30 protein-coding genes, 1 riboswitch and 1 other annotated feature are annotated in these 26,122 nt (G+C 42.8%); of the genes, 23 read left to right on the top strand and 7 right to left on the bottom strand.

The genetic code is table 11. From position 1 onward, the window contains the following. Nucleotides 1–73 precede the first annotated feature (73 nt). The 9 genes from OIT90_RS13290 (at nucleotide 74) to OIT90_RS13250 (ending at nucleotide 9,454) form a co-directional block, all read left to right on the top strand. Entirely contained in the window at nucleotides 74–898 is an 825-nt protein-coding gene (locus OIT90_RS13290; protein WP_047203042.1) for a M55 family metallopeptidase, read from the top strand. 18 nt (nucleotides 899–916) lie between these two features. Further along, nucleotides 917–1,852, top strand: coding sequence for an ABC transporter permease (locus tag OIT90_RS13285; protein WP_039177974.1), 936 nt, complete (start codon nucleotides 917–919; stop codon nucleotides 1,850–1,852). Then, entirely contained in the window at nucleotides 1,849–2,811 is a 963-nt protein-coding gene (locus tag OIT90_RS13280) for an ABC transporter permease (RefSeq protein WP_058838943.1), read from the top strand. Before OIT90_RS13285 ends, OIT90_RS13280 begins: the two co-directional genes overlap by 4 nt. A gap of 7 nt (nucleotides 2,812–2,818) precedes the next feature. Next, nucleotides 2,819–3,829, top strand: a complete 1,011-nt coding sequence (locus OIT90_RS13275) for an ABC transporter ATP-binding protein (protein WP_064498349.1) — start codon at nucleotides 2,819–2,821, stop codon at nucleotides 3,827–3,829. Further along, entirely contained in the window at nucleotides 3,829–5,451 is a 1,623-nt protein-coding gene (locus tag OIT90_RS13270; RefSeq protein WP_099663192.1) for a peptide ABC transporter substrate-binding protein, read from the top strand. Before OIT90_RS13275 ends, OIT90_RS13270 begins: the two co-directional genes overlap by 1 nt. 110 nt (nucleotides 5,452–5,561) lie before the next feature. Continuing rightward, a complete protein-coding gene (locus tag OIT90_RS13265; protein ID WP_058838945.1) occupies nucleotides 5,562–6,503 on the top strand; it encodes a S66 peptidase family protein in 942 nt (313 codons plus the stop codon). Continuing rightward, complete coding sequence (locus OIT90_RS13260; protein ID WP_058838946.1) at nucleotides 6,500–7,579, top strand: dipeptide epimerase; 1,080 nt, start codon at nucleotides 6,500–6,502, stop codon at nucleotides 7,577–7,579. Before OIT90_RS13265 ends, OIT90_RS13260 begins: the two co-directional genes overlap by 4 nt. Then, entirely contained in the window at nucleotides 7,579–8,496 is a 918-nt protein-coding gene (locus OIT90_RS13255; RefSeq protein WP_058838947.1) for a C40 family peptidase, read from the top strand. The genes OIT90_RS13260 and OIT90_RS13255 overlap by 1 nt, the downstream gene beginning before the upstream one ends. After that, nucleotides 8,486–9,454, top strand: a complete 969-nt coding sequence (locus tag OIT90_RS13250) for an ABC transporter ATP-binding protein (protein ID WP_039177986.1) — start codon at nucleotides 8,486–8,488, stop codon at nucleotides 9,452–9,454. The genes OIT90_RS13255 and OIT90_RS13250 overlap by 11 nt, the downstream gene beginning before the upstream one ends. 39 nt (nucleotides 9,455–9,493) lie before the next feature. Here the strand turns inward: OIT90_RS13250 and OIT90_RS13245 are convergent, their stop codons facing one another. Next, nucleotides 9,494–10,375 (bottom strand): dimethylarginine dimethylaminohydrolase family protein, encoded by an 882-nt coding sequence (locus OIT90_RS13245; protein WP_058838948.1) that lies wholly within the window; start codon nucleotides 10,373–10,375, stop codon nucleotides 9,494–9,496. 179 nt (nucleotides 10,376–10,554) lie between these two features. Here OIT90_RS13245 and OIT90_RS13240 point away from each other — a divergent pair, with 179 nt between their 5' ends. From OIT90_RS13240 to OIT90_RS13220, 5 genes are all read left to right on the top strand, one after another. Next, nucleotides 10,555–11,076, top strand: coding sequence for an acyl-CoA thioesterase (locus tag OIT90_RS13240; protein WP_008346212.1), 522 nt, complete (start codon nucleotides 10,555–10,557; stop codon nucleotides 11,074–11,076). Between the two features lie 114 nt (nucleotides 11,077–11,190). Further along, nucleotides 11,191–11,517 (top strand): PadR family transcriptional regulator, encoded by a 327-nt coding sequence (locus OIT90_RS13235; protein WP_059376879.1) that lies wholly within the window; start codon nucleotides 11,191–11,193, stop codon nucleotides 11,515–11,517. Nucleotides 11,518–11,521: 4 nt separating this feature from the next. Then, on the top strand, nucleotides 11,522–12,280 hold the full coding sequence (locus OIT90_RS13230; protein WP_064498355.1) for an HAAS domain-containing protein: 759 nt from the start codon (nucleotides 11,522–11,524) through the stop codon (nucleotides 12,278–12,280). Between the two features lie 105 nt (nucleotides 12,281–12,385). Beyond that, entirely contained in the window at nucleotides 12,386–12,874 is a 489-nt protein-coding gene (locus tag OIT90_RS13225; protein ID WP_039177994.1) for a small multi-drug export protein, read from the top strand. An 18-nt stretch (nucleotides 12,875–12,892) separates the two neighbouring features. Continuing rightward, complete coding sequence (locus OIT90_RS13220; RefSeq protein WP_058838952.1) at nucleotides 12,893–13,438, top strand: GNAT family N-acetyltransferase; 546 nt, start codon at nucleotides 12,893–12,895, stop codon at nucleotides 13,436–13,438. Between the two features lie 18 nt (nucleotides 13,439–13,456). Here OIT90_RS13220 and OIT90_RS13215 read toward each other — a convergent pair whose 3' ends face one another. Beyond that, on the bottom strand, nucleotides 13,457–14,500 hold the full coding sequence (locus tag OIT90_RS13215; RefSeq protein WP_058838953.1) for a bifunctional transcriptional activator/DNA repair enzyme AdaA: 1,044 nt from the start codon (nucleotides 14,498–14,500) through the stop codon (nucleotides 13,457–13,459). 195 nt (nucleotides 14,501–14,695) lie between these two features. Continuing rightward, complete coding sequence (locus OIT90_RS13210; protein WP_080652936.1) at nucleotides 14,696–14,830, bottom strand: YrzI family small protein; 135 nt, start codon at nucleotides 14,828–14,830, stop codon at nucleotides 14,696–14,698. A 220-nt stretch (nucleotides 14,831–15,050) separates the two neighbouring features. After that, nucleotides 15,051–15,159, top strand: a riboswitch (guanidine-I (ykkC/yxkD leader). 67 nt (nucleotides 15,160–15,226) lie between these two features. On the opposite strand from OIT90_RS13210, the gene OIT90_RS13205 reads away from it, so the two are divergent. Both OIT90_RS13205 and OIT90_RS13200 read left to right on the top strand, forming a co-directional pair. Next, nucleotides 15,227–15,556, top strand: a complete 330-nt coding sequence (locus OIT90_RS13205; RefSeq protein WP_047203028.1) for a DMT family transporter — start codon at nucleotides 15,227–15,229, stop codon at nucleotides 15,554–15,556. Continuing rightward, on the top strand, nucleotides 15,553–15,867 hold the full coding sequence (locus OIT90_RS13200) for a DMT family transporter (RefSeq protein ID WP_024424636.1): 315 nt from the start codon (nucleotides 15,553–15,555) through the stop codon (nucleotides 15,865–15,867). Before OIT90_RS13205 ends, OIT90_RS13200 begins: the two co-directional genes overlap by 4 nt. Before the next feature lie 35 nt (nucleotides 15,868–15,902). On the opposite strand, the gene OIT90_RS13195 is transcribed toward OIT90_RS13200, so the two are convergent. Beyond that, nucleotides 15,903–16,088 (bottom strand): hypothetical protein, encoded by a 186-nt coding sequence (locus tag OIT90_RS13195; RefSeq protein WP_024719622.1) that lies wholly within the window; start codon nucleotides 16,086–16,088, stop codon nucleotides 15,903–15,905. A gap of 161 nt (nucleotides 16,089–16,249) precedes the next feature. Here OIT90_RS13195 and purU point away from each other — a divergent pair, with 161 nt between their 5' ends. The 6 genes from purU to OIT90_RS13165 all read left to right on the top strand — a co-directional run bounded on the left by purU (nucleotide 16,250) and on the right by OIT90_RS13165 (nucleotide 21,810). Continuing rightward, complete coding sequence (gene purU / locus OIT90_RS13190; RefSeq protein WP_039178002.1) at nucleotides 16,250–17,152, top strand: formyltetrahydrofolate deformylase; 903 nt, start codon at nucleotides 16,250–16,252, stop codon at nucleotides 17,150–17,152. Nucleotides 17,153–17,195: 43 nt separating this feature from the next. Then, nucleotides 17,196–17,414 (top strand) — a binding site (T-box leader). Between the two features lie 55 nt (nucleotides 17,415–17,469). Then, a complete protein-coding gene (gene proB / locus OIT90_RS13185; protein ID WP_041085058.1) occupies nucleotides 17,470–18,567 on the top strand; it encodes a glutamate 5-kinase in 1,098 nt (365 codons plus the stop codon). Nucleotides 18,568–18,579: 12 nt separating this feature from the next. Further along, entirely contained in the window at nucleotides 18,580–19,827 is a 1,248-nt protein-coding gene (locus tag OIT90_RS13180) for a glutamate-5-semialdehyde dehydrogenase (protein WP_058838956.1), read from the top strand. Between the two features lie 124 nt (nucleotides 19,828–19,951). Beyond that, entirely contained in the window at nucleotides 19,952–21,088 is a 1,137-nt protein-coding gene (locus tag OIT90_RS13175; protein ID WP_058838957.1) for a Rap family tetratricopeptide repeat protein, read from the top strand. Then, nucleotides 21,078–21,212: a hypothetical protein gene (locus tag OIT90_RS13170; protein ID WP_024424642.1), complete on the top strand. Its 135-nt coding sequence runs from the start codon at nucleotides 21,078–21,080 to the stop codon at nucleotides 21,210–21,212. The genes OIT90_RS13175 and OIT90_RS13170 overlap by 11 nt, the downstream gene beginning before the upstream one ends. A gap of 169 nt (nucleotides 21,213–21,381) precedes the next feature. Further along, the gene (locus OIT90_RS13165) at nucleotides 21,382–21,810 is read left to right on the top strand and encodes an organic hydroperoxide resistance protein (protein ID WP_039178010.1); all 429 of its coding nucleotides are present in this window, start codon (nucleotides 21,382–21,384) and stop codon (nucleotides 21,808–21,810) included. A 35-nt stretch (nucleotides 21,811–21,845) separates the two neighbouring features. Here the strand turns inward: OIT90_RS13165 and OIT90_RS13160 are convergent, their stop codons facing one another. After that, nucleotides 21,846–22,292, bottom strand: coding sequence for a MarR family winged helix-turn-helix transcriptional regulator (locus tag OIT90_RS13160; RefSeq protein ID WP_039178012.1), 447 nt, complete (start codon nucleotides 22,290–22,292; stop codon nucleotides 21,846–21,848). 161 nt (nucleotides 22,293–22,453) lie between these two features. Here OIT90_RS13160 and ohrB point away from each other — a divergent pair, with 161 nt between their 5' ends. After that, the gene (gene ohrB / locus OIT90_RS13155) at nucleotides 22,454–22,870 is read left to right on the top strand and encodes an organic hydroperoxide resistance protein OhrB (RefSeq protein WP_034281509.1); all 417 of its coding nucleotides are present in this window, start codon (nucleotides 22,454–22,456) and stop codon (nucleotides 22,868–22,870) included. A 270-nt stretch (nucleotides 22,871–23,140) separates the two neighbouring features. Here ohrB and guaD read toward each other — a convergent pair whose 3' ends face one another. Together guaD and metE are read right to left on the bottom strand one after the other, a co-directional pair. After that, nucleotides 23,141–23,611: a guanine deaminase gene (gene guaD, locus OIT90_RS13150; protein WP_471655962.1), complete on the bottom strand. Its 471-nt coding sequence runs from the start codon at nucleotides 23,609–23,611 to the stop codon at nucleotides 23,141–23,143. Between the two features lie 139 nt (nucleotides 23,612–23,750). After that, nucleotides 23,751–26,039: a 5-methyltetrahydropteroyltriglutamate--homocysteine S-methyltransferase gene (gene metE, locus OIT90_RS13145; protein WP_474892613.1), complete on the bottom strand. Its 2,289-nt coding sequence runs from the start codon at nucleotides 26,037–26,039 to the stop codon at nucleotides 23,751–23,753. Nucleotides 26,040–26,122: the final 83 nt, after the last annotated feature.

Genomic DNA, 26,122 nt, shown 5'->3' with positions numbered 1-26,122 from the left:
AGTTCTCATATAATTTTTTAGAAAATTTAGAAAAATATACACAAATTTTATGTTTAATTAAAGGGGGATGGGAATGAAGCTCTATCTATCTGTCGATATGGAGGGAATTACTGGTCTAGCTGATCATACATTTGTTGATTCACGCCAGCATAACTATGAGCGGGGCAGACGTATTATGACAGGTGAAGTGAATGCCTGTGTAGAGGCGCTTATTCAGCATGGTGCCACCGACATTTTGGTGAATGACAGTCATTCTAAAATGAATAATCTTTTGATCGAAGAACTGCATGAAGAGGCAGTTCTCATATCAGGTGATGTAAAGCCTTATTCCATGGTGCAAGGGTTGGATCAAACCTATGATGCAGCTGTTTTTTTAGGCTATCATGCAAGAGCATCAATGAAAGGTGTGATGTCGCACAGTATGATTTTTGGGGTCAGACATTTTTACATAAATGATCATCCAATTGGTGAAATGGGTTTTAATGCGTATGTTGCAGGCTACTATGGTGTTCCAGTGATTCTTGTTTGCGGGGATGATCAAGCAGCACTAGAGGCAGAAAAGCTGATGCCTGGTGTGAAAACAGTAGCGGTGAAAGAGACCATCTCAAGATCTGCTGTGAAATGCTTACCTCCTGCCAAAGTCAATAAACAAATCTCGCAGCAAGTGGAAGCCGCGATGAAACAGATTGATCAAATGAAGCCGCTGACGCCTCCTGATCAGCCGCTGCTTAAGATTGAGTTTGCCAACTATGGACAAGCTGAATGGGCGAATTTAATGCCGGGTACTGCCATCATAGAAGGAACAACAATGGTGACGTACCAAGCAGAGAATATATTAGAAGCCTATCAAGCGATGCTTGTCATGACAGAGCTTGCCGCACGTACAACATTTTGTTAAGCGAGGGGGAGACAGTAGATGGCCAGCTTTTTGCTCAAGCGTTTTATTGCGATGATTGCCACGATCTTAACGATTACGACTTTAACGTTTATTTTAATGAAGGTCATCCCAGGATCGCCTTTCAATGAAGAACGAAATACAAACGAAACCGTCCAGCGAAACCTCGAAAGCTACTATCACTTAGACGAACCACTCTATGTTCAATATGTCATCTATTTAAAATCCATTGTTACCTTTGATTTTGGTCCTTCCATTAAAAAGCCTTCTGAAAGTGTCAATGATCTATTGGCGAGAGGCTTCCCAGTCTCATTAGAACTTGGTCTTATCTCAATATTGATTGCTGTCATCTCTGGCATTCTGCTAGGGGTCATGGCTGCCCTCCGGCATAATGGTTTGATTGATTACATCGCTATGACCATTGCTGTTTTCGGTATATCCATTCCAAACTTTATCTTTGCTACCTTATTAATTCAGCAGCTTGCTGTCAATTTGAAGCTCTTTCCTACAGCGATGTGGACAAGTCCAATGCATATGGTGCTGCCTACAATCGCCCTTGCTGTCGGGCCAATGGCCATTATCGCCAGGTTAACGAGATCGAGCATGATTGAAGTGCTGTCGCAAGACTATATCCGTACTGCCAAAGCAAAAGGACTTTCTCCCTTAAAAATTGTATTTAAGCATGCGCTTCGGAATGCACTTTTACCCGTTGTGACCATTCTTGGAACACTTGTCGCAAGTATTTTAACAGGAAGTTTTGTCATTGAAAAAATATTTGCCATTCCTGGAATGGGAAAATACTTTGTCGAGAGCATTAACAACCGTGATTATCCTGTCATCATGGGAACCACTGTTTTTTACAGCATTATTTTAATCACACTTCTCTTCATTGTCGATGTGGCGTATCGTCTCCTTGATCCGAGGATTCAGCTGCATCAGAAAGGAGGAAAGGCATGAGTATACACCTTCAGCATGATCCACCGAACAGGCATCCTGAAGTCCCGGACGAATGGTTTTCCCCTCGAGAGCAAAAGAAAACGGAAGCCCATGCCATTAAAAGACCCTCTCTTTCCTATTGGGCTGATACATGGAGGCGGCTGAAGCAAAATAAGCTTGCGATGTTTAGTCTATCGGTCCTGATTTTTCTTTTTGTCATGGCAATCTTAGGCCCATTGCTTGCGCCAAATAGTGTGACAGAGCAGCGTCTTTCGATGCAAAATCTGCCGCCCTCGGCTGCTCACTGGTTCGGAACAGATGAGCTTGGGCGAGATGTGTTCACACGTACTTGGTACGGAGCACGCATTTCGTTATTTGTGGGTGTCATGGCAGCCCTGATTGATTTTGCCATCGGTGTGATTTATGGGGGCATAGCCGGCTATAAAGGCGGACGCTATGACCATATCATGATGCGGATTGTCGAGGTGCTCTATGGACTTCCTTATTTACTTGTCGTCATTTTATTGATGGTGCTCATGGGACCAGGGCTTGTCACCATTATTGTAGCGCTCACTGTCACCGGATGGATTGGAATGGCAAGAATTGTGAGAGGTCAGGTTCTTCAGCTGAAAGGCCAGGAATATGTCCTTGCCTCAAAAACCTTTGGTGCCAAAAGCCTGCGGATCATTCGCCGCAACCTTCTGCCGAATACGATGGGGCCGATTATCGTCCAGATGACCCTCACTGTGCCGACCGCGATATTTGCTGAAGCGTTCCTAAGCTTTCTCGGTTTAGGTATTCAAGCGCCGTTTGCAAGCTGGGGCGTGATGGCCAATGATGCTTTGCCGACTGTGCTGTCAGACAATGGACATTGGTGGCGTTTATTTTTCCCGGCATTTTTTATTTCACTCACGATGTTTTGCTTTAACAATTTAGGTGATGGCTTGCAAGATGCGCTTGATCCAAAGATGAAGAGGTGATGGTGCTGTGAAAAAAGTTCTGCAAATTATCGATCTGCACGTCAGCTTTCGAACATACGGCGGTTCAGTTCAAGCAGTACGCGGAGTGAATGTCGATGTTTATGAAAAAGAAACCTTAGCCATTGTAGGAGAATCAGGCTGCGGAAAAAGTGTGACATCACAAAGTATTATGAGGCTTCTGCCTGCATACAGCGCGCATGTTGATCAGGGAGAAATCTGGTTTCAAGACCGCAACTTGCTGTCATTATCTGAAAAAGAAATGCGCGCCATACGAGGTGTCGATATCTCGATGATCTTCCAAGATCCGATGACGGCACTCAACCCAACCTTGACAATAGGAGATCAGCTGATGGAAGCAGCGAAGGAACATCAAAAGCTGACGAAAAAAGAAGTGAAAGAAGCCGCCGTACAGATGCTTGATTTGGTTGGTATTCCGCAGCCGAAGGAGAGGTTAAAGCAATACCCGCACCAATTCAGCGGAGGAATGAGGCAACGGCTCATGATTGCAATGGCACTGATTTGTGAGCCAAAGGTGCTGATCGCAGATGAACCGACGACCGCGCTGGACGTGACCATACAGGCACAAATTTTAGAGCTGTTTAAAGAGATTCAGAGGAAAACAGGTGTCACCATTATTTTAATCACACACGACTTAGGGGTCGTAGCCCAAGTTGCCGACCGAGTAGCAGTCATGTACGGAGGGAAAATGGTTGAAGTCGGAACAAGACGAGATATTTTTTACAGTCCGCAGCATCCTTATACTAAAGGGCTCCTGCAATCCGTTCCAAGACTTGATATGAAAGATGAACTGATTCCGATCGAAGGAAGCCCGCCTGATTTATTTGCGCCGCCAAAGGGCTGTCCGTATACCGATCGCTGCCCGGTGGCCATGAAAGTGTGTGATCATATCATGCCGCATGAAACGCGGCGATCACCTACTCATACAGTGCATTGCTGGCTCCAGGATGAGCGAGCGAACCAAGCGATGTTATCTTCAACACAAAGGGGGAGTTTTTGATGAGAAAAAAAGGGTGGATCATCAGTGTTTGTTTGTTCATCATCATGCTGCTCGCAGGATGTACAGCGAATGAGCAAGCAGGTAAAGGATCATCAAGTAGTAAAGGTGAAAAGAAAATATTAACCTTAAATAACGAAAACGAACCGACGTCATTTGACCCGCCGATTGGTTTTAATAATGTATCGTGGCAAGGGCTGAATAACTTAATGGAAGGATTAACGAGACTGAATGAAAAGCACGAACCATCTCCTGCAATGGCTGAAAAATGGGAGATTTCAGAGGATGGAAAAACGTACACGTTTCATTTAAGAGATGGTATCAAGTGGTCGAATGGTGATCCAGTGAAAGCGAGTGACTTTGAATATGCGTGGAAGCGTCTGCTCGATCCGAAAACAGGCTCCTCTGCATCGTTCTTAGCTTACATGATTGAAGGCGGAGAGGCATTTAACAGCGGAAAGGGAAAGAAAGAGGACGTAAAAGTCAGTGCTGAAAATGACAAAACGCTAAAAGTCACACTGGCATACCCGCAGAAGTCATTCTTAAATATGACCGCAAACCCTGCCTTTTTCCCTGTCAATGAGAAGGTAGCTGAGAAGGACCCAAACTGGGCAAAGGATGCCAAAACCTTTGTTGGGAATGGACCGTTTCAGCTGACAGAATGGAAGCATGATGAGAGCTTCACTATGGAAAAAAGTGAGACGTATTGGGACAAAAAATCAGTTAAGCTGGATCAGGTAAAGTGGCTGATGATCAGTGATCGCAACACTGATTATCAAATGTATCAATCGGGAGATTTAGATACTGCCTTCGTCCCAGCAGAACAAAGTGAAAATTTGCTGAAAAATAAAGATGTGCATATTGAAGATCAGGCAGGACTGTTCTTTTATCGTCTGAATGTGAACATGGAACCTTTTCAAAATAAGAACATTCGCAAAGCCTTTCAAATGGCGATCAATCCGCAAGATATCGTGGATTATGTAACAAAGAATAAAGAGAAGCCTGCCCGCGCCTTCGTTTCACCGGGAATTCTAGATTCAAAGGGTGAAGATTTCAGAGAAGCTGGCGGCGATCTTGTCAAACAAGATACGAGTGAAGCTGCGAAGCTATTAGAAAAAGGGCTGAAAGAAGAGAACTATTCGAAGCTGCCGCCCGTCACATTAACATATAGCACAAAGCCTGAGAACAAGAAAAAAGCTGAAGCCATCCAGCAGCAATTAAAAGAAGCGCTGGGTGTAGACGTGAAGCTTGCAAACATGGAAGCCAATGTATTTGCAGAAGATCAAAAGGCACTGAAATTCCAATTCTCGCAAAGTTCATTTTTAGCAGACTATGCAGATCCGATCAATTTCCTCGAGAGCTTTCAAACAGGGAATGCGATGAACCGGACGGGATGGTCAAACGACACCTATGATCAGCTGATTAAAAAGGCGAGCCAGGAAGCAGATGAACAAAAGAGAAACAGCATCCTTCATGAGGCAGAGGCACTTCTCATGGAAGAAGCACCGATCATTCCAATTCATTTTTATAACCAAGTCCATTTACAAAAAGAGGGCGTAAAGGGGATTGTCCGCCATCCTGTTGGGTATATCGATTTGAAATGGGCACAAGTAGATGGAGAGTAGTAAATGAGAAACACGGACGCTTTGGAAAAAAGCGTCTGTTCCTTTATTCGTTCATGTTATGGAGAAGATGCCCATAGATTGAAAGAAACAAAGAGAAAGAGGGGATTGGCATGAACCAGCTGCCAGCAGCGCTTCAAACAGGGGATACGGTGGGGATTATTGCACCAGCAAGCCCGCCTGATGAATTGAAATTAGCAAAAGGAATTGCCTTTTTAGAAAGCCTCGGGCTGAAGGTGAAAAAAGGGAAGTATCTCGATTCTCGGTACGGGTATTTAGCGGGGCGTGATCATGAAAGAGTGGAAGATCTTCATGGCATGTTTCAAGATCCAGAAGTCAAAGCAGTTATTTGTGCCTGCGGAGGGTACGGAACTGGAAGACTTGCGGAAGCCATTGACTATGATCTCATTCGCCGGAATCCGAAAATCTTTTGGGGTTATAGTGACATTACGTTTTTACATACGGCCATCCAGCAGCAGACCGGCCTTGTGACCTTTCATGGTCCAATGCTTTCCTCTGATGTAGGACTTGAAGAGGTTCATCCGTATACGAAGGATACCTTTTTGCAGCTGTTTGCCCCGAAGGCCTTTACGTATACGCACCACTTGTCACCTCTTCATACCTTCTACCCCGGCACTGCTTCAGGTGACATCATAGGAGGGAATCTTGCCCTCATCGTGACAACACTTGGTACACCTTTTGAAATTGATACGAAGGGAAAGCTGTTGTTCATTGAAGATATTGACGAAGAGCCGTATAAAATCGATCGCATGATGCAGCACCTCACCTCTGCTGGAAAACTGGATGATGCGGCAGGATTCATCATTGGAGATTTTCATCAATGTGAACCAAAAAAGAAAGACCAGTCCTTAACCTTGGAACAGCTGTGGGAAACCTATATTGTGCCGCAAAAGAAACCTGCACTCGGCGGCTTTCGGATCGGTCATTCATCACCGAACTTTGCCATTCCAATGGGCGTGCAGGCTGCACTAGATGCGGAGGGGAAAAAACTGCACATTTCTCCAGGCGTTGCTGCGAAAGAGGCGATCAAATGAAAATCGTGGATGTTCATACATGCAGAACGAGTGTACCGCTAAAAAAGCCTTTTAAAACCGCTTTAAGAACGGTGTATGACGCAGCATCTCTGATCGTCATCATCACATATGATCAAGGTGACGTCAGCTACGGAGAGGCAGTTCCCACGGCGGTGATTACAGGAGAAACGCTGGAAAGCATCGACTATGCCATCTGTGAAGTGATCAGACCCATTTTGCTCGGGGCTTCCTTGGCAGAGTATGAACAAATCTTTTCTGCTATGAACCGTGTGCTCGCAAGCAACACAAGCGCAAAGGCTGCAATCGATATGGCCATTTATGATGGGTTAGCAAAGCAGGCAGGACTTCCGCTTTATCAATATCTTGGCGGATATCGTCATCAGCTCGAAACCGACTATACGGTCAGTGTAAACCGTCCGCTCGAGATGGCAGAAGATGCGAAACAATACGCAGCCGAAGGCTTTCAGACGTTAAAGGTGAAAGTGGGGAAAGATGACATACACACGGATATTCAGCGGATCAAGCGGATTCGAGAAAAAGTCGGACCGGACATTCAGATCAGGCTCGACGCAAACCAAGGATGGACGTGGAAGGAAGCGATCACAGCCATTCGAAAAATGGAAGCACTGAATATTGAATTAGTAGAACAGCCAGTGCCGAAAGAAGATATCGAAGGTCTGCGCCGTGTGACAGAAGCAACTGATACATTGATTATGGCAGACGAAAGCATTTTTAGTTTTCATGATGCAATCAAAGTGCTTGAAACGAGAAGCTGTGATCTGATCAATTTAAAACTAATGAAATCGGGCGGCATAAAAGAAGCACTAAAAATCAATGCCCTAGCTGAAGCATACGGTGTTCAGTGCATGGTTGGCAGTATGATTGAGTCAAAGCTTGGCATTACAGCAGCGGCACATTTCGCCGCAAGTCAGCCGAATATCACCCGCTGCGATTTTGATGCGCCGCTTATGCTGAAAGAAGACATGATAGACGGAGGAATCGTGTACAAAGGAAAAGACATATTTTTACCGCTCGATCATGGGTTAGGGATTCAAGGGGTGAAAGGAGTCTCGTGATGATATATGAATCAAAGGTTCCAGTCGCTAACGTATGGACAGCGCCGCAGTCTCCGAGAGAAATCGATCGAAATGTACTTCAGGACTCCATCAACATCAAAGAGTGGATTGACCAGCAAACATATGAAGAAAAGTTGGCTTTATGTGAAGAAAATTTGATTCAATCTCAAGTACTGCTCGGCGGGCGAGTGATTGGATTAGAAGAGGCAGATGGCTGGATGAAAGTTGTCATACCGCAGCAGGCCAGCCGGAAACATCCGCAAGGCTATCCAGGCTATATACCTGTTGAGCAATTAAACCAAGTAACAGAGGGAAGTGCGTCAGCAGCATCTCTGATCGTTTGTCAGAAAAAAGCCACGCTCTATCAAAACGGGGAACCCGATATGGAGATTAGTTTTTTAACAGAGCTGGCAGCAGTTAAAGAAACAGATGATCAATTTTATGTTGTCACACCAGTAGGAATAAGAGAAATCAACAAAGCGGATGTACGCCCAGTATCACATGCTTACTCTTTGACCGGCAAAGATGTCGTAGACGCAGGAAAACAATTTATTGGACTTTCATATTTATGGGGAGGCATGAGCAGCTTTGGCTATGATTGTTCAGGCTTTGCTTACAGCATGTACAAAGCGTGCGGATATCTTTTACCGAGAGACGCAAGTGACCAAGCAGTTCAAGGAACGCCGGTGACATCAAGCCATTTAGAACCAGGTGACTTGTTGTTTTTTGCAAATGAAAACGGAAAGGGAGCGGTCCGCCATGTAGGGATCTACGCTGGAGACGGGAAGATGCTTCATTCGCCTAAAACCGGCAGACAAATTGAACTGCTTTCCCTTTCTGGCACTTCATATGAAAAGGAATGGGCAGGTGCAAGGCGGTATTTACCAAGCGAGAGGAGGAGCGGTCATGACAGTTGAACCACTTTTACAAGTAAACAACCTCAAAAAACATTTTCACCTATCAAAAGGGAGAACGTTAAAAGCGCTGGATGGTGTCTCTTTTCAGCTGAAACAAGGTGAAACCTTTGGTCTCGTTGGTGAATCTGGCTGCGGCAAATCCACACTTGGAAAAGTGCTCATGCGTCTTTATGAACCAACAGATGGTGAAGCCTTATATGAAGGGAAAAGTCTTCACCACCTTTCTAAAAAAGAATCATTTGATTTCAACCGGCAAATGCAAATGGTCTTTCAAGATCCGTATTCCTCCTTAAATCCGAGACTGTCAGTAAAAGATATTATGCTGGAGCCAATGGAGATTCATCAGCTTTATGGCAGTCAAAAGAAAAGGATTGCCCGCGTAAAAGAACTGCTCGAAGCGGTAGGGTTAAGCTATGATTTTGCCACCCGGTATCCGCACGAATTTAGCGGAGGACAGAGGCAGAGAATCGGCATTGCAAGAGCACTTGCCTTAGCGCCAAAGTTTATTGTGGCAGATGAGCCAATTTCTGCACTAGACGTCTCCGTTCAAGCGCAGGTCGTGAATCTGCTGAAGAAACTGCAAAAAGACGAAGGATTAACTTTTCTTTTTATTGCACATGACTTGTCGATGGTGAAATATATTAGCGACCGAATCGGTGTCATGTATTTAGGCCATCTCGTTGAATTGACGACGAGTGATGCATTATATCAAACACCGCTTCACCCATATACACAAGCCTTGCTGTCTGCCATCCCCATTCCAGATCCTGACGTAGAGGACAAGCGCAAAAGGTTTATTTTAAAAGGAGAAATTCCAAGTCCAGTGAACCCGCCAAGCGGCTGTGTATTTCGAACAAGATGTCCTGCCGCGATGGATGTGTGTGCTGAAAAAAAGCCAGTATTACAAGCAGTGGAAGAAGGACATGAAGTCGCCTGTCATTTATATAATAGAAAATAGGACAAGCCAGATAAAAAGCCAGCAAGTAGACAAGCTGTTCTACACGCTGGCTTTTTTAATAGATGAACGCCGAATAGGTAATGTGCAGCATCTGAACGAGCCGCCAGATTTAATAATTTCAGAAAAGTCCACTTCAATAACGGTGTACCCGTGAGAGATTAATGCAGCATTTGTTTCTTGGTTGCTTGGCAAGCTGATCACTTTTTTCTGCCCAATGGATAAAACATTTGGTCCAAGTGTGAATTGCTCTTGTTCACTGATTTCAACAAAATGATAATACGTTTTGAGCAGCTGGAGATCCTTTTGCTTGAACGCTTCAGGATAAATGAATATCTCGTCATGAGACAGAATATTCATCACACAATCAAGGTGCAAAATGTGAGGAGGAAGGTGAATTGGAATGATGTCGTGATCCGGCAGTTCCTTTTTGAGCTGGTAGATTGCGGTTGGACTAGTTCTTTTGCTCGTGCCAACAAACACACGGTTCTGATCCACAAGCACATCGCCGCCTTCAATCGTTCCGTCTGTCAAGGTGACAGCTGATAACCCGTTTGCCTGTGCCCACTCTTTTAGACATTGTTCTTCCCCTTGCCGAACCGGAGCGGCCATCTTTGAAACAAACAGTGTATGTCCAATCGTAAACCCAATATCCCGAGTGAAGACTTGCTCAGGGAAGCGGTCATTCGCTGGGAGCAGGATGGGCCGTACTTGATGATCTTTAAGCGTTTGGATCAATTCTTTATGCTGAGCGACTGCTTTCATTTGAGAAATATTTTCTTTCGCAAAATGTTTCTGTGTTTCGTTGATAATTTGTTTGATTTCCATATAAATAGGACTGCATAAAAGAACTTCTTCTAAATCGTCGTATTCACTCATGCATTGCGGCATTTTGTATAATTGCTCTGCTCTCATCGAATCCATCAAATGGCCTCCTTGTTCGTTCATAGTTCTATTATTCCTTCTTCTTGTCATGGTTGAAACATTTCCGAAAGAAAATCTCTCACATAAGACTAAAGCAAAAAGTTTAGACAAACCTAAAAGAATAGTGTTTAATAAAAGTCGTTCCGCATCTACGAAAACAGCAAGAAGGAGCTATGATGATGAGTGAAGAAAATTTCAAATACTGCAAGGAATCGAAAGTTGTTAAAACCAGCAGGGTATTCCCTCTCGATACGAATAACCACCAAACGTTATTTGGCGGGAAATTAATGAGCTATATAGATGACATTGCCTCTATCTCGGCAGCAAGACACAGCCGCAGTGAAACGGTCACAGCTTCAATGGATTCTGTTGACTTTTTAGAGCCGATTGGACAAAAGGAGTCAGTATGCTTGGAATCCTATGTCACATGGGTCGGCACGTCTTCTATGGAAGTGTTCGTCAAAGTTATTAAAGAAAACTTGATGTCTGGAGAACGCAGGCTCGCAGCGACTTCATTTCTGACATTTGTTTCATTAGATGAAAACGGAAAGCCTAAACGAGTCCCGCAGGTGATGCCGGAAACAGAAGAAGAGATCATGCTTCATCAAACAGCAAAGCAGCGGGCAGAGGAAAGAAAAAGCCGCCGAAAACATAGTAAGGCGCTTGCTGACGCACTTGGGACAGATAAACCTTGGGCGTAAAAATCACCCTTTAAGCGGTGATTTTTTTCTAGTACGGTATCTTGCATGGCAAGATAGTGTATGGTAAGATGAAGCTATCTTGTGATGCAAGATACTGAAACCGGAGGAACAATTATGACAACATCCACACAAATGCTAAAAGGAATTTTAGAAGGCTGTCTGCTGTCGATTATTTCTGAGGGCGAAATTTATGGGTATGAAATGACGAAAAAGCTCGCGCATTATGGATTTGATCAAATAAGTGAAGGCAGTATCTATCCGATTTTGCTGCGAATGCAAAAGGAACAGCTGGTGACTACTGTCACAAAAGCGTCAGCAAGCGGACCGAAAAGGAAATACTATACGCTCACACAAGCGGGTGAACAAGCGCTCACAGAGTTTATTGTCCGCTGGGATGAGCTTTCAAATAATGTAAACCGCTTATTACAAAAAGGGAAGTGAGATTATGGTATCAAAAGAAACACGACACATTCTACTAGAGCTGCAACTTTATCTCATATCAAAGGGAAAAAATCAGGATGAGATTGATGAGCTGATGGACGAACTGACCACACATGCAGTTGAGGCTGAAAAAGACGGCAAAACAGGAGAGGATGTGTTCGGCGGAGATCCACGGAGCTATGCAGATGAACTCTCAAAAGAGCTGTCAGGAAATCATAAAGACTGGGTGCCGTTTGTCAGTGCATTTTTAATTGGGTCACTTTTTTACATGATTTTATCAGATGCAATCAGCCAAAATTTATCGTATTCTTGGTTTGCTTTGATTGGATATCCAATCGTTTTAGTGGCCAATGTGATCATGATCATTGTGATGTTTAGAGCGACCGCCTTTCAAACAAGCAGCCGGGTATTCCTCTACTTTTGGTTATTAGGAATTTTTCAGCTGACAGCAATGGTGACAATCAAACTTTTGGATCAAAAACTTGGTACGCCATTACTTGTACTTACTTCAGGACAAAGATGGGGCGTCATTCTGCTTATGCTGCTATGTATCGTTGTATTCAATGCAATCTTAAAGGCGAATGTCGTTTCATTGATTCCGCTCATCTTTTTCGGACCGCAGCTCATATTCGAATGGATTGGCTGGACGTCACCAAGTGTGATTTTACTGCAAAGCCTGCTGTCTATTGTGATTTTAATAGGGCTTATGCTCATTGTCCTGCGCCGAGCAAATAAGAAAAATGAAAATACGAATGTAAACTGAGCACATCCGATCCGATGTGCTTTTCTTTTTCTAAAAAAATGTAGAAATGGAATTGTGTTTTTCATTACAATGGGGAGAGGACAAAAATGAAAAGGGGTTCTGTTTTTGGATATCGTATGGGGATATGTACTCGTTTTTGTATTGGCTGCTTTGCCTTTTTTTGAAGTGATTGGTGTCGTTCCATTCGCAATCTTAAGTGGACTGCATCCTGTGACAACAGCTGTGATTGGATTCATCGGCAACTTTCTCACAGTCTTGTTTCTCATTGTGTTTGTGGACCGGTTTAAAGCATGGTGGTTAAAGAGAAAAGAAGAGAAAGGTGATGAAAAAGGAGAGAAAAAGCAGCTGCGGGCGAGAAAAATTTGGGAACGATACGGTCTGCCTGGATTAGCGCTCATTGGTCCTTTTATCATCGGAAGTCATTTAGCCGCCTTGATGTGCATGAGCTTTGGAACGAAAAGAAAGCAAGTCGCGGTGTGGATGACCGTGAGCTTAATGATGTGGACAGCGCTGGCTGCTAGTTTAACCGGTGCGGGCTTCCATTACTTTGCCCCAGATTCAAATGGTTTGTTCGGAGATATTTTTAGCAAGTAAAAAAAGGGAGGATCATCAATGACAGTTCACACAAGAACAGTATTTGAAACAGAGCGCCTGAAACTGAGAACGATGAATGAACATGATGCGTCATTTTTATATGACGAGCTGTTTCAAGACGAAGAAGTGATGAAGTATTATCCTTCTTTGAAGGATGAACAGCAGACAAAAGAGTGGATTGCATGGAATCAAAAAAATGACCGCACGTACCACACCTCGCTATGGATCATTGAAGATAAAGAAACAAATGAACGACTTGGACAAAGCGGAATTGTCCTGCAAAATATTGAAGGGCAAACCGAGCTTGAGATCGGCTATATGCTAAAGAAAGCGGCGTGGGGGAATGGCTATGCTGCGGAGGCTGCAAAAGGCTGTCTCACCTATGGATTTGAAGAAATGAAGGTCAGACGGATGATCAGCTTAATACGTCCTGAGAATGAAGCGTCGGTGAAGGTTGCTTTAAAAATGGGCATGAAAAAAGAAAAAACCATTTCAAAATGGGACCAAATCATTGATGTATACAGCATCATCCGTAACGGAGAAAACGGCTCGCTTACCGAATAAGCAGAGCCGTTTTCTCTTTTATTCACGCTGTTCTAACTGAAGCAAATATTTCTTCCGTTCAATTCCCCCGCCGTAGCCTCCAAGTTCACCACTTGTTTGAATCACGCGGTGGCAGGGAATGATAATCGCCAATTGATTCGCACCATTTGCATTACCAACGGCACGAACCAAATGCGGATCGCCCAGTATTGTGGCTAGATCACGATAGGATCTCGTTTCGCCTGATGGAATGAGTGAGAGCTGCTCCCACACCTTCATTTGAAAAGGGGTGCCATGTAAGGAAAGGGGTACAGTAAACTTGGTCAGCTTTTTCTCAAAATATAAGGCCAATTCCTTTGCTAATTGCTGATGGACGTTTGTTTCTCCAACTAAAATACGGGCATGATGCTTCTTTCTTAATGTTTCAATTTCTTTTTCGAGTCCCCGCCTGTCCATAAACTCCAGTAAATACACATGTGTGGCATCTGTCACGCTGATCATCCGCCCGATCGGTGTGGAAATAAAATTAGCATAGAGAATGTGAATCTGCGCTTTTTTAGGGGGATTTCCCATGATTTTCGTAAATGCATCATTGAAGGCGCTTGAAGATTCATAGCCGAAGGTGACCTGCTGATCGATTACTTTTTTTCCGTTCAAAATTTCTTTAAAGGCAAGTCCCATTCGGCGTGATCTTGCATATTGAACAAAGGTCATGCCGTAAATGTCTTTAAACTTTCTTCGAGCTGTGGCAGAGTGAATCCCTAATTGACGGAAGTCCTCTTCCTTCCAGCGTTTCTCAGGATTTTTTTCTACTGCTGAAACGAGTGTTTTGACTTCTTCAGGAATACTGTTAGGGTATGTTAATGGTGTGCAGCGTTTGCATGGGCGATACCCTGCCAGCAGTGCCTCCTCCGCTGTAAAGAAAAACTCACAGTTTTCATATTTGGGCTTTCTGGCCGTACATGTGGCATGACAGAAGATGCCGGTTGTCTTAATACAGGCAAAGAATGTGCCGTCATATTGCGGATTCTTGTCAACAAGTGCTTGATAAAATTCATGTTTTTGTTCATCGGTCATCATCATATGAATCCACCTCTTGATTTTCTATAAAATGTTTTTCAGTATTTTAAAGTTGAACGTTCATCACATCAATCTTATTTCATTATATCAGCGATGTGATCGTTGCCGTACCCGTACCCGTACCCGCGCTTTAAGGAAGGCGGAATGAATCTTCTTTCTCGTATGAAAGCATGATAAATATGTCGATCTCCTCCTGTTTTAGTTCATATACTTTAGCTGCTTCTGTTTCATTTCTTCATAAAATGCTTCAACTTCTTGTTCGTAAAGTACGGTCTCCATGTCCTTGTATTTACGCTTGATCGTCAATGTGATAAAAAATAAATGGATTGTCATATATGCTCATTTCCCTTCAGTCCGCAGCACGCGAAACAGCCCGTAAATCTTCTTGATCAGTTAACCTGTTTCTAACACTTAGTATACGGCGGTCCCATAAAAATTCTTTCGAAAAATGAACAAGTATATTTGGCAGAGGAAAGCAAAGTGATAGACCAGTATTTAGGGGTGTGATACAATTTTGACACAGAATCTGCTCTAAGTCAGATCTGCTTATCATGAATTGGTTTTCTAGGGTTCCGTGCGGGTGGCGCAGTCTGGACCGAGAGAAAACACATAGGGTCTAGACAATAGACCGTATGACACGGAGGGATAAAAGCCCGGGAGATTTGATCAAACGATCGATTTCCAGGCTTTTTTTTGTTGGTTGGAATCGTTCAGAAAGGAAGGGATCTAATGAAATGGGGAAATGTCTTGATTGCGGCGATCTTTGAAGTCGGCTGGGTGATGGGATTGAAATATGCTGACTCTTTATTGGAATGGGCCGCAACCATCGTTTGTATTGTCGTCAGCTTTTATTTACTCCTGAAAGCTACGACTGTACTGCCAGTTGGCACACTTTATGCCGTTTTTACCGGACTTGGGACAGCAGGTACTGTCATAGTAGGTATGGTCATGGGGGAGCCGGTACAGCTAGTGAAATTACTTTTAATCATGGTGCTTTTAAGCGGTGTATTAGGGCTCAAGCTGACCACAGGAGAAAAGAAAGGAGAGACTGAATCATGAGCTGGCTTTTACTCATTGGGGCAGGCATTTTAGAAATGCTTTGTGTCACCATGATGAATCAATTCCAGAAAGACCGGCATGTCAAATGGATTTTATTTATTGCAGCTGGATTTTCGCTGTCCTTTCTCATGCTCTCTCTTGCGATGAATACAATTCCGATGGGAACGGCGTACGCCATTTGGACAGGTATTGGAGCTGCTGGAGGAGCCATTGTCGGCATGCTGTTTTATGGTGAGTCGAAAGACGCAAAACGTATTTTCTTTATCGCATTGATTTTATCTGCGGCGGTCGGGTTAAAGATTATTGAATAAGAAAAGGGCTGGCATCTGTCTGCCAGCCTTTTTTATTACATCGAATGATGATTGGAATCGTTTTCATTTTTGCGGTAAAGCTGACTCACTAGCAGAAAACAGACACCAAATGTGAGCAAAGGAATGAGTCTCTCACCGGTCATAAATAGATAAATACCTGTGATCAGACATACGATGCCGAGCCAAAAGCTCACTTTACCAAACAAAGTCATGCTTTTCATCTCCATCACTCCTTTTGTGATAAAAGGTCTACTCACATTATATCATGCTAGGTGCAGAATTGAATGAATATTCAATAAAAAATGGACTCTTCATTGCTTTTTCTCTTTCCAGTCCAGTATAATATTTCATTAGAATGAAAACGTAAATGAGGTCATGATACATGAGAACATTGATTACAGAGAAACTTGAATTACACAGACAAAAGCACGAGCAAAAAGGCAGACTGCTTGTCAGTTGCCCGGATCAGCCTGGTATTGTATCAGCTGTTTCTTCCTTTTTATTTGAGCACGGAGCGAACATCATTGAATCCAGCCAATATACAACAGATCATGAAAGCGGCCGGTTCTTTTTAAGAATTGAATTTGATTGGAAAGACATTTCGGCCAACTTAGATCAGTTGAAAAATAGCTTTGAGCCAATTGCCGCATCATTTCAAATGACATGGAGCATGTCACGTGCAAGTGATCTGAAAAAGCTGGCGATCTTTGTATCGAAAGAGCTTCATTGTTTAAATGAACTTCTATGGGAATGGCAAAGCGGAAATTTAATGGCTGAAATCGCAGTTGTGATCAGCAATCATGAAACGGCAAAGGATACGGTCGAAGCACTCGGCATCCCATTCCATTTTGTGAAGGCGAATAAAGACATTCGTCAAGAGGCAGAAAAACAGCAGCTTGCTCTATTAGAAAAGTACGACATTGATGCCGTTGTGCTTGCTCGATACATGCAAATTTTAACGCCTAAATTTATTGAAGAGCATCCGAATAAAATCATTAATATTCATCATTCCTTCCTGCCAGCGTTTATTGGTGCAAACCCATACAAGCGGGCATATGAACGGGGCGTCAAATTAATTGGTGCGACTTCTCATTATGTGACCAATGATTTAGATGAAGGACCGATCATTGAACAAGATATTGAGCGTGTAGATCACCGGGATGATGCGGAAGCTCTAAAAAATATTGGCCGGACAATTGAGCGCAGTGTGCTTGCACGTGCTGTCAAATGGCACTTGGAAGATCGAATTATTGTTCATGAGAATAAAACGATTGTCTTTAATTGACCGCTTGACTTTTCTTTAGCAATTGGTGATAATATAAAAAAATTAACGAGCGTTGAAAAGGAATAGTAAGCAGGAACTGATGCGTAAAGAGAGCAAATGATATGCTGAAACATTTGTCGCAGACAGCTGCTGAACCTGCCCTTTGAGCCTTAGAGGAAAAATCTAAGCGCGTGCCTGGCGTTACAGGAGTTGAGTGGAATAAGCATGTCGCATGCTTATTCAATGAAGGTGGTACCACGGAAAATCCCTTTTCGTCCTTTACATAAGGAGAAAAAGGGATTTTTTTGTGCCTAAAGGTATAGCGGAGGGAATCAAGGATGAAAAAGCAAAGGATCGTCATAAAAATTGGCAGCAGTTCATTAACAGAGCAAAAAGGAGCCATTGATGAACAAAAGATGCAGGATCATGTAAGAGCCATAGCAAAGCTCAAAGAAGCAGGGCATGAAATCATTTTAATTTCATCAGGAGCCGTTGCGGCAGGATTTGGAAGCCTAGGCTATCCATCAAGACCTGTGACCTTAAAGGGGAAACAGGCAGCCGCTGCCGTTGGTCAGGGCTTGTTAATGCAAAAATATACAGAGCTTTTTTCACAGTTTCACATGACACCTGCTCAAATGCTTTTAACACGTAATGACTTTTCAGATCGAACGAGATATCGAAATGCTTACGCAACGATGATGGAGCTGCTGGAAAGAAAGATTTTGCCGATCATAAACGAAAATGATTCAGTTTCCATCGAGGAGCTTACCTTTGGGGATAATGACATGCTGTCAGCTCTTGTCAGTGGATTAATCCATGCAGACCAATTGATCATATTAACAGACATCAATGGCATTTATGATGCAAATCCAAATGAGCATCCTGAGGCGAAGCGGTTTGATGTCCTGACTCACATTTCAGAAGAATTGTTTTCATATGCAAAGAGCACTGGTTCAAAGGTTGGCACAGGCGGAATGAAATCGAAGCTGTCTGCTGCACAAACGGCACTTTCACTTGGTGTGAAAGTATTCATTGGCACAGGCACTGGGGAAGACAAGCTGCTTCGCATTCTTGCGGGTCAAGGTGACGGAACGTATATCGGTGAACAGGATTTATCAGCCGTGAACAACCGCCGTCAATGGATTCAATTCCACTCACCGGTCTCTGGAAAGATCATGATTGATGCAGGAGCGGAAGCGGCGATTTTGCATAATGGCAGAAGCCTTCTTCCGGCAGGAGTCATTGATGTCGCTGGTGACTTTTCTAAAGGAGAGGTTGTAGAAGTCGTCGGGCCAAATGGATTAGTTGGTAAGGGACAAACCTTGTACGCATCCGATGAGCTTCTTGGCATTAAAGGAATGCGAAGTGACGAGCTTTCAAAAGAGAAGCCAGAGGTCATACACCGAGATCACTGGGTACAGCATGTACAAAACTGAGGAGGGAATACGATGAATGAAGTTCTTGAAAAAGCAAAAAAAGCAAGTGTAGCTAAAGATCAGCTGCTTCTAAAAACGACGGAACAAAAAAATGCTGCCTTGCACGCCATTGCAAGTGCACTAAAAGCATCTTCAGCTTATTTAATAGAGGAGAACCAAAAGGATGTTCAAGCGGCTGAGGAAAAGCAGTTCACGCCATCTGTCATTGACCGGATCACACTCACGGAAGAGAGAATTGAAGCCATTGCAGACGCGACCCTTCAACTCATTCAGCTAAAAGACCCAATTGGTGAAACGTTAGAAACCATTCAAAAAGAAAACGGTCTATTCATCGAAAAGGTCCGTGTACCGCTTGGAACGGTTGGCATGATTTATGAAGCAAGACCAAATGTGACAGTCGATGCTGCGACCCTTTGCTTGAAAACTGGGAATGCTGTGATTCTGCGCGGAAGCTCATCTGCTATTCATAGTAATAAAGCGATTGTAAAGGTGATTCATGAAGCGCTTCATACGACGGATATTCCAGTAGACAGTGTGCAATTGATTGAAGATACGGGCCGTGAAACGGCGAAAACACTGTTCACCTTAAATGAATACCTCGATGTCCTCATTCCGCGCGGCGGGAAGAATTTAATTGATCTTGTAGTGAGAGAGTCAACTGTGCCGGTGCTTGAGACAGGTGCGGGAAATTGTCATATCTACATTGATGAAACAGCGAAAAACGAAATGGCTGAGCGGATTGTGCTGAATGCCAAAACCCAAAGACCATCTGTTTGTAATGCGATTGAGAGCATTGTCATTCATGAAACTTGGGCAAAAACATACGGTGCTTCGTTATTTGAAGCCCTTCAATCAAATGGGGTAGAAATACGCGGTGATGAAGCTGTTTGCGCGCTTGCTCCTAGTGCTGCATTAGCGACAACTGAGGACTATGCAACGGAGTTTTTAGCACCGATTGTCAGCATTAAAATAGTAAAAAACATAGAAGAAGCGATTCAGCATATTCAAACTTATAGCTCTAAGCACTCTGAAGCGATCATTACGGAAAATGATGAACATGCAGCCCTTTTCTTAACAGCTGTCGATGCTGCCGCTGTTTATCATAATGCTTCTACTCGTTTCACAGATGGATTTGAATTTGGTTATGGAGCGGAAATAGGTATTAGTACACAAAAACTTCATGCAAGAGGACCAATGGGTCTGCCAGCCTTAACGTCTGAAAAATTTGTCATTCGTGGTCAAGGACAAATAAGAGAATAACGAATTCAAAAGAGAGTCTTGTGACAACAGGCTCTCTTTTTCCTTTCATTTTTGTATTTCTCCGGTCAAGTATGATAAAATATGGTAATGTTTTATATTTTGAGAAGATTGGAGAAGGCAACGTATGGCGAAAATCATTCCCTCTTCGGATATTGGAGTGAAAATCAACAAGTGGTATGAATTAATCCGCAGATTTGATTCAGAACAAGCAGAACAGTTAAAACAGGAAATTCGCACCTCTCTTGATTCAATGGAAGAAGATCAGAATTTGCTTCTCTATTTTTCTTTAATGGAATTTCGGCATGAGGTCATGCTCGATTATTTAAAGCCATTAAAGGAAGGAAAGCTTCGCGCCAACTTTTCCGAGCTTTCGAAAGAAATAGATGAGCATCAAACGCATGTCACAGGCATGCTTGAATACTACTATCATTTTTTCAGAGGCATGTATGAATTCGGACGGAGGGAGTATATTGCTGCCATATCGTCTTATCAAAAGGCAGAGCACAAGCTTTCTTTTGTATCAGATGATATTGAACGTGCGGAATTTCATTTTAAAATGTCAGAAATATATTACCACATGAAACAAACGCATATCTCGATGCACCATGCTAAACTAGCGCTGGATGTTTATGTTCAGCATGAACTGTATGCGCTTCGCACCATTCAGTGTCAATTTATTGTGGCCGGTAACTACGATGATATGAGAAGGCATGAAAAAGCATTACCACATCTCGAAAGAGCACTTGCGAGATCAAGAGAGTTTCAGAATGTGCGTTTTATTGCCTCCTCTTTATTTAATATGGGCAACAGTTATTACCGAATGGGAGACTTAGGCCGCGCACTCGAATTAATGAAAGAATCCATCTCGTTATTTGATCAAAATCAATCCGATCATCTTCGTCGATCTATAGACCCTCTTTATACAGCCGCTCAGATATTATACAAACAAGGAAAACACGAAGAAGCATTACACTACAGAGAAGAATGTATGAAGCGAGCAGAAGCTCTTCAAGATGACATTCATATTCAGAAAACCATATTTCTAGAAGCATTGTATTTAAGACAAGATGCGGAGCATATGAAACAAATTTTCCATTTTTTAGAGTCTGCCTATGCATATCCTGATATAGAGGAGCTGGCATTAGATACCGCAAAGTATTATAATGAAATGGGGGATTATGAAAAATCTTCCATGTTCTATGGGGAAGCGGAACATGCGCGAATCTATATTCAGAGAGGGGATTGTTTATATGAATTTTAAAAAATGGGCAGTCGTCTGTACAAGCATCACCATCATGGCATTGTGGCTGGCAGCAGCAAATGCCGATCCAGATAACAGAAACCATACGCTAGAACAACCGAATCCACAGCATGACACGATCTAAAAGCCCTTGTTAAAGGGCTTTTTTTATGTCTAACAATTTTGGGACATGCTCATAAAAAGGGTTCAGGGAGGAAAACTTAAAAAAGAGTATTTATTGATTGACTCCGCAATTTAAATTGTGTACAATTCAATTGTAGAAAATATTATTGGAGAGAAAGAGGGTTATATTCATGTCAGACGTTTTATTTACAGCAACGGTATCAGCTGTCGGAGGAAGAGAAGGAAAGGTTGTTTCAACAGATGGTGTACTTGAGCATGATGTAGCAATGCCTGGAACACCAAGAGCAAAAAAACTTGAAAAAGCAACAAACCCAGAGCAATTATTCGCAGCAGGCTACTCTGCATGTTTTGATTCAGCCCTTCAAATGGTAGCAAGACAAGAGCGTATCCGTTTTGAAAGTGAAGTAACAGCACATGTCAGCTTATTAAAAGACAGTTCAGATGGCGGCTTCAAACTAGGCGTTCAATTAGAAGTAAAGGGAACTGGCATTGAGCAGTCAGTATTAGAAGAACTTGTTCATAAAGCACACGGTGTATGTCCATATTCAAAAGCAACTCAAGGAAATATCGAAGTAGAACTAGTAGCTGTCGCACAATAATTAGACATCAATAAAAGGCTGAGGGGATCGTTCCCTCAGCCTTTTGGTTGTGTTAAATTTTGCAAAAGCTCATGTAAAGAGGCGCGCAGTATTTTTAGCTCTTCTTCTGATCTGCCTGTCCCAGTCAGCATGTGAGACGGAATTGCAGTAGCCTTTTCCTTTAGCTGTTCTCCATATTCCGTTAAACGAATTTGCACAGACCGCTCATCCTCTTTCGAGCGTTCTCGGATAATGAGTCCGTTTTGCTCCATTCGTTTCAGCATGGGTGTGAGTGTACCGGAGTCTAAATAGAGAAGCTCTCCCATCGTTTTCACATTTAATGTTCCATGCTCCCACAATAAAAGCAGTGCCAAATATTGCGGATACGTAATGTTTAATTCTTCTAATAACGGTTTATACTGCTTCGTCATCTCTCGTGAACTTGCATATAACAAGAAACAAAGCTGATTTTCCAGCTTCATATGTTCAAATTCATTTGTCATGTCAGTCACCAACTATTTTTTGTCATACTTATCATTGTATAAGATTTTCTTCCTTTTTAAAATAAATACAGACGAAAAATGAAAAATTGTTCAATGTGCGATAAATGTTTGAGAAATGAATAGAACGTGAAAAGGATCAATAGATAAAGGAGGAGATGAAGATGAAACCATTATTCACAGCAAAAGTAAAGGCGCAGCATGGAAGAGCTGGACATGTTCGTTCAGAAGATGGTGTGCTCGATCATAACATTGTCATGCCTAACGCAAAGAAAGATGGAGAGACTGGTACAAACCCAGAGCAATTATTTGCAGCAGGCTATGCAGCTTGTTTCGGAGGAGCACTTGAACAGGTAGCCAAGAAGCAAGGGATAGAAATTGAATCGGAAGTAGAAGGACATGTCAGTCTTTTAAAAGATGAAAGCGACGGCGGCTTTAAGCTTGGCGTAAAGCTGATTGTGTCTGCGAAAGGTCATGATCATGACAAAGTGAAAGAGCTTGTCCATGCTGCACATGAATTCTGTCCATATTCAAAAGCAACAAGAGGGAACATTGAAGTAGAGCTTGAAGTGGCGGAGTAATAGTAGAAGACACCTGCTTACGAGCAGGTGTCTCAGCGTGTAGACAAACCCTCGCATTCTTTGTCAGGTCTGCGCTCCGGTGCTCATGAATGTCGAATTCGCTCCGCTCCGGTGCTCATGAATGTCGAATTCGCTCCGCTCCGGTGCTCGCCCTTCCTAGACTTCAAAGGTTTTCTATCACGCTGAATAGAAGACAAAGGGCTAAAATAAAAACCATTTTAGCCCTTTGTCAACAATTCGCAACACCTGCTTACGAGCAGGTGTCTTTTTTTAATATTCTTTCTTTTTATCGTATGCTTCCCATGCTTCAAATGGCGCAAGGTTTTTTTGAGGTGTCAGCTTGTAAAATGGTATATTTCTTGATTCGTATTCTTTGTTGATTTCTTCATAAATAAACGAGTCATCAAAACCAGCATCCGCTGCATCCTGATGTCCAGCAGCGAAATACACCGCTTTTGGTCTAGCCCAGTAAATAGCGCCAAGGCACATCGGACAAGGCTCGCAGCTTGTGTATAGAGTGCAATCTTCTAATTGGTATGTATGTAGAGTTTGGCACGCTTTGCGAATGGCTGTGACTTCTGCATGTGCGGTAGGGTCATTACTCGTTGTCACATTGTTGCTTCCCTCTGCAATAATCTGACCATCCTTGACAATGACTGCTCCAAAAGGGCCGCCAGTACCACTATTGACTCCTTCTACTGCAAGATCAATTGCGCGTTGTAAAAAATCTTCGTGATTCATTGTCTTCCTCCCTTTGTTCGACTGACTTCTCTAGTATAAACGAATCATGCTAGAAAAGAAATCTTCATAGTAGAAGATCGAACAGGCCAATTTGCACATAAAAAACCCCTGCCACGTTCAGCAGGGGAGAGGCATTCAATTATGCGTGCTGCGCCAGCTTTTTACGAGCGACTTCAGCAGCTGTGACCATGTTTTTCAAAGCAGCAATGGTTTCTGGCTCTTGTCTAGTTTTTAGCCCACAATCCGGATTCACCCAGAAACGATCTGTTGGACAAACGTTTAGCGCATCATCAATGATTTCGCTCATTTCTTCAACAGATGGAACGCGCGGGCTATGGATGTCATAAACGCCTAGTCCAAGTCCTTTCAAATATGGGTGCTTTTCTAAGTAATCGAGGAATCCGCCATGACTGCGTGAATGTTCAATTGTAATCACGTCAGCATCCAAGTCTTCGATCGTATCGACAATATCCTCGAAGTTACTGTAGCACATATGTGTATGAATTTGTGTGTCATTTTGAACGGATGATGTGGATAAACGGAATGACTCTGCTGCCCAGTTTAAATATTCTGCCCAATCACTTTCTTTGAGCGGAAGTCCTTCTCTTAGCGCAGGCTCATCCACTTGGATCACTTGAATACCAGCTGCCTCTAAAGCTTCTACCTCTTTACGCAAAGCGAAAGCGATTTGGAAAGCAATGTCTTTTCGAGAGATATCCGTTCTTGGGAAAGACCAGTTTAAGATGGTAACAGGTCCTGTCAGCATTCCTTTGACTTTTTTCTCTGTTAAACTTTGTGCGTAAACTGTCTCTTTCACTGTCATTGGCTCTGTAAACTCTACATCTCCATAAATGATTGGCGGTTTCACGCAGCGTGATCCATAGGATTGTACCCAAGAAAATTTTGTAAAGGCAAATCCTGCTAGCTTTTCACCGAAGTATTCAACCATGTCTGTCCGTTCAAATTCTCCATGTACGAGCACATCCAGGCCAATTTCTTCTTGAATATCAATCCATCGTTTTGTTTCTTTCTTAATAAATTCATCATACTCTGCATCTGTCCACTCATTTTTGCGCCACTTTTGACGAGCACTGCGCACTTCGGCAGACTGCGGGAAGCTGCCAATCGTTGTGGTTGGAAGAAGCGGGAGCTCAAGAGATTCGTTTTGGATACGCAGGCGTTCTTCAAAGGCAACTGGACGTTTAAAATCTTTCGATGAAAGATTGTTGCGTTCCGCTGTGAGATCCGCATTTGTTCCTTTTGCGAACTCTTTTAAGGTAAGAAGTGCTTGTGCTGCTTCGTTAATGTCGGCATCAATGGCAGCTGCTCCTTTTGTTAAACCTTCTTTTAATAATGTCAATTCAGCCAGCTTTTCAGTGGCATAAGACAGTCCGTTTAATAGTTTTTCTTCAAGCTGTTCACTTGGGTGTTTGGCAACTGGTACATGCAGTAAGCTGCTTGATGGCTGCAGCCACACTTCTTTCGGCTGAACGTCAGCAATGACTTCAGAAATAAAGGATAATCTTTCCCCAAGATCTGATCTCCAAATATTTCTTCCATCAATGATGCCAGCTGCTAAAATTTTATCTTTCGGGAAGCCGTGCTTTTTCACTTGATCCAGGTTGCGCCCTTGATCATGGACAAAATCAAGACCGATTGCTTCAACAGGATATGTGACAAGCTCTTCATACGCATCTACTGAATCAAAGTAGGTTTGAAGAAGAATGTTCAAGCCAGGTACGGCTTCTTTGATCGTTTGATAAATTTCTTTTACGGATTTTACGTCTTCACTTGAAGCTGTGACAAGTGCAGGTTCATCAATTTGAACCCATTTGACACCGGCTTCTTCAAGTTCTTTTAAAAGCTGCGTATAAAGCGGCACTAGACGCTGCTGGATTTCTTTCACTTCATTTGCTTCATAACCTTTAGAAAGTGAGACAAATGTATAAAGACCAAGTACAACCGGTTTTGTTTCAACACCAAATGCCTTTTTCACCTTTTCGTAAGCTTCAAGCGGTTTGTTGTGTGTGAGTTTAAATTCTGTGCTTTTTTCGTATTCTGGAACGATGTAGTGATAGTTTGTATTAAACCATTTTGTCATTTCACTTGAGACGGCATCTTTTGTCCCTCTTGCCATCGCGAAGTATGTATCTAGCGGGTCTTTTAAGCTGCGGAAGCGCTCTGGAATCCAATTGAACATAACAGCAGTATCCAGTACGTGATCATAGAAGGTAAAGTCTCCAGAAGGTACAACATCAATTTGTTGATCGATTTGTGTTTTAATGGCAGTTAAAAATTGTTCATCCAGTGTGCCTAAGAGGGTTTCGCGGTCTGTTTGACCTTTCCAGTAAGACTCAAGTGCTTTTTTCCATTCTCTGTTTAAACCAATTCGCGGAAAGCCTAGATTACTTGTTTTAACAATTGTCAATTCCAATTCCTCCTCTAAATATAAAAAGACATTTACGCTCATGATCAAGATTGATGAGGTAAATGTCTGGTTTAAAAGACAAA

The organism is Bacillus sp. ABR (assembly GCF_056172715.1).
The sequence above is the reverse complement of the archived record's forward strand: the minus strand, read 5'-3'. Positions and strand labels throughout refer to the sequence as shown.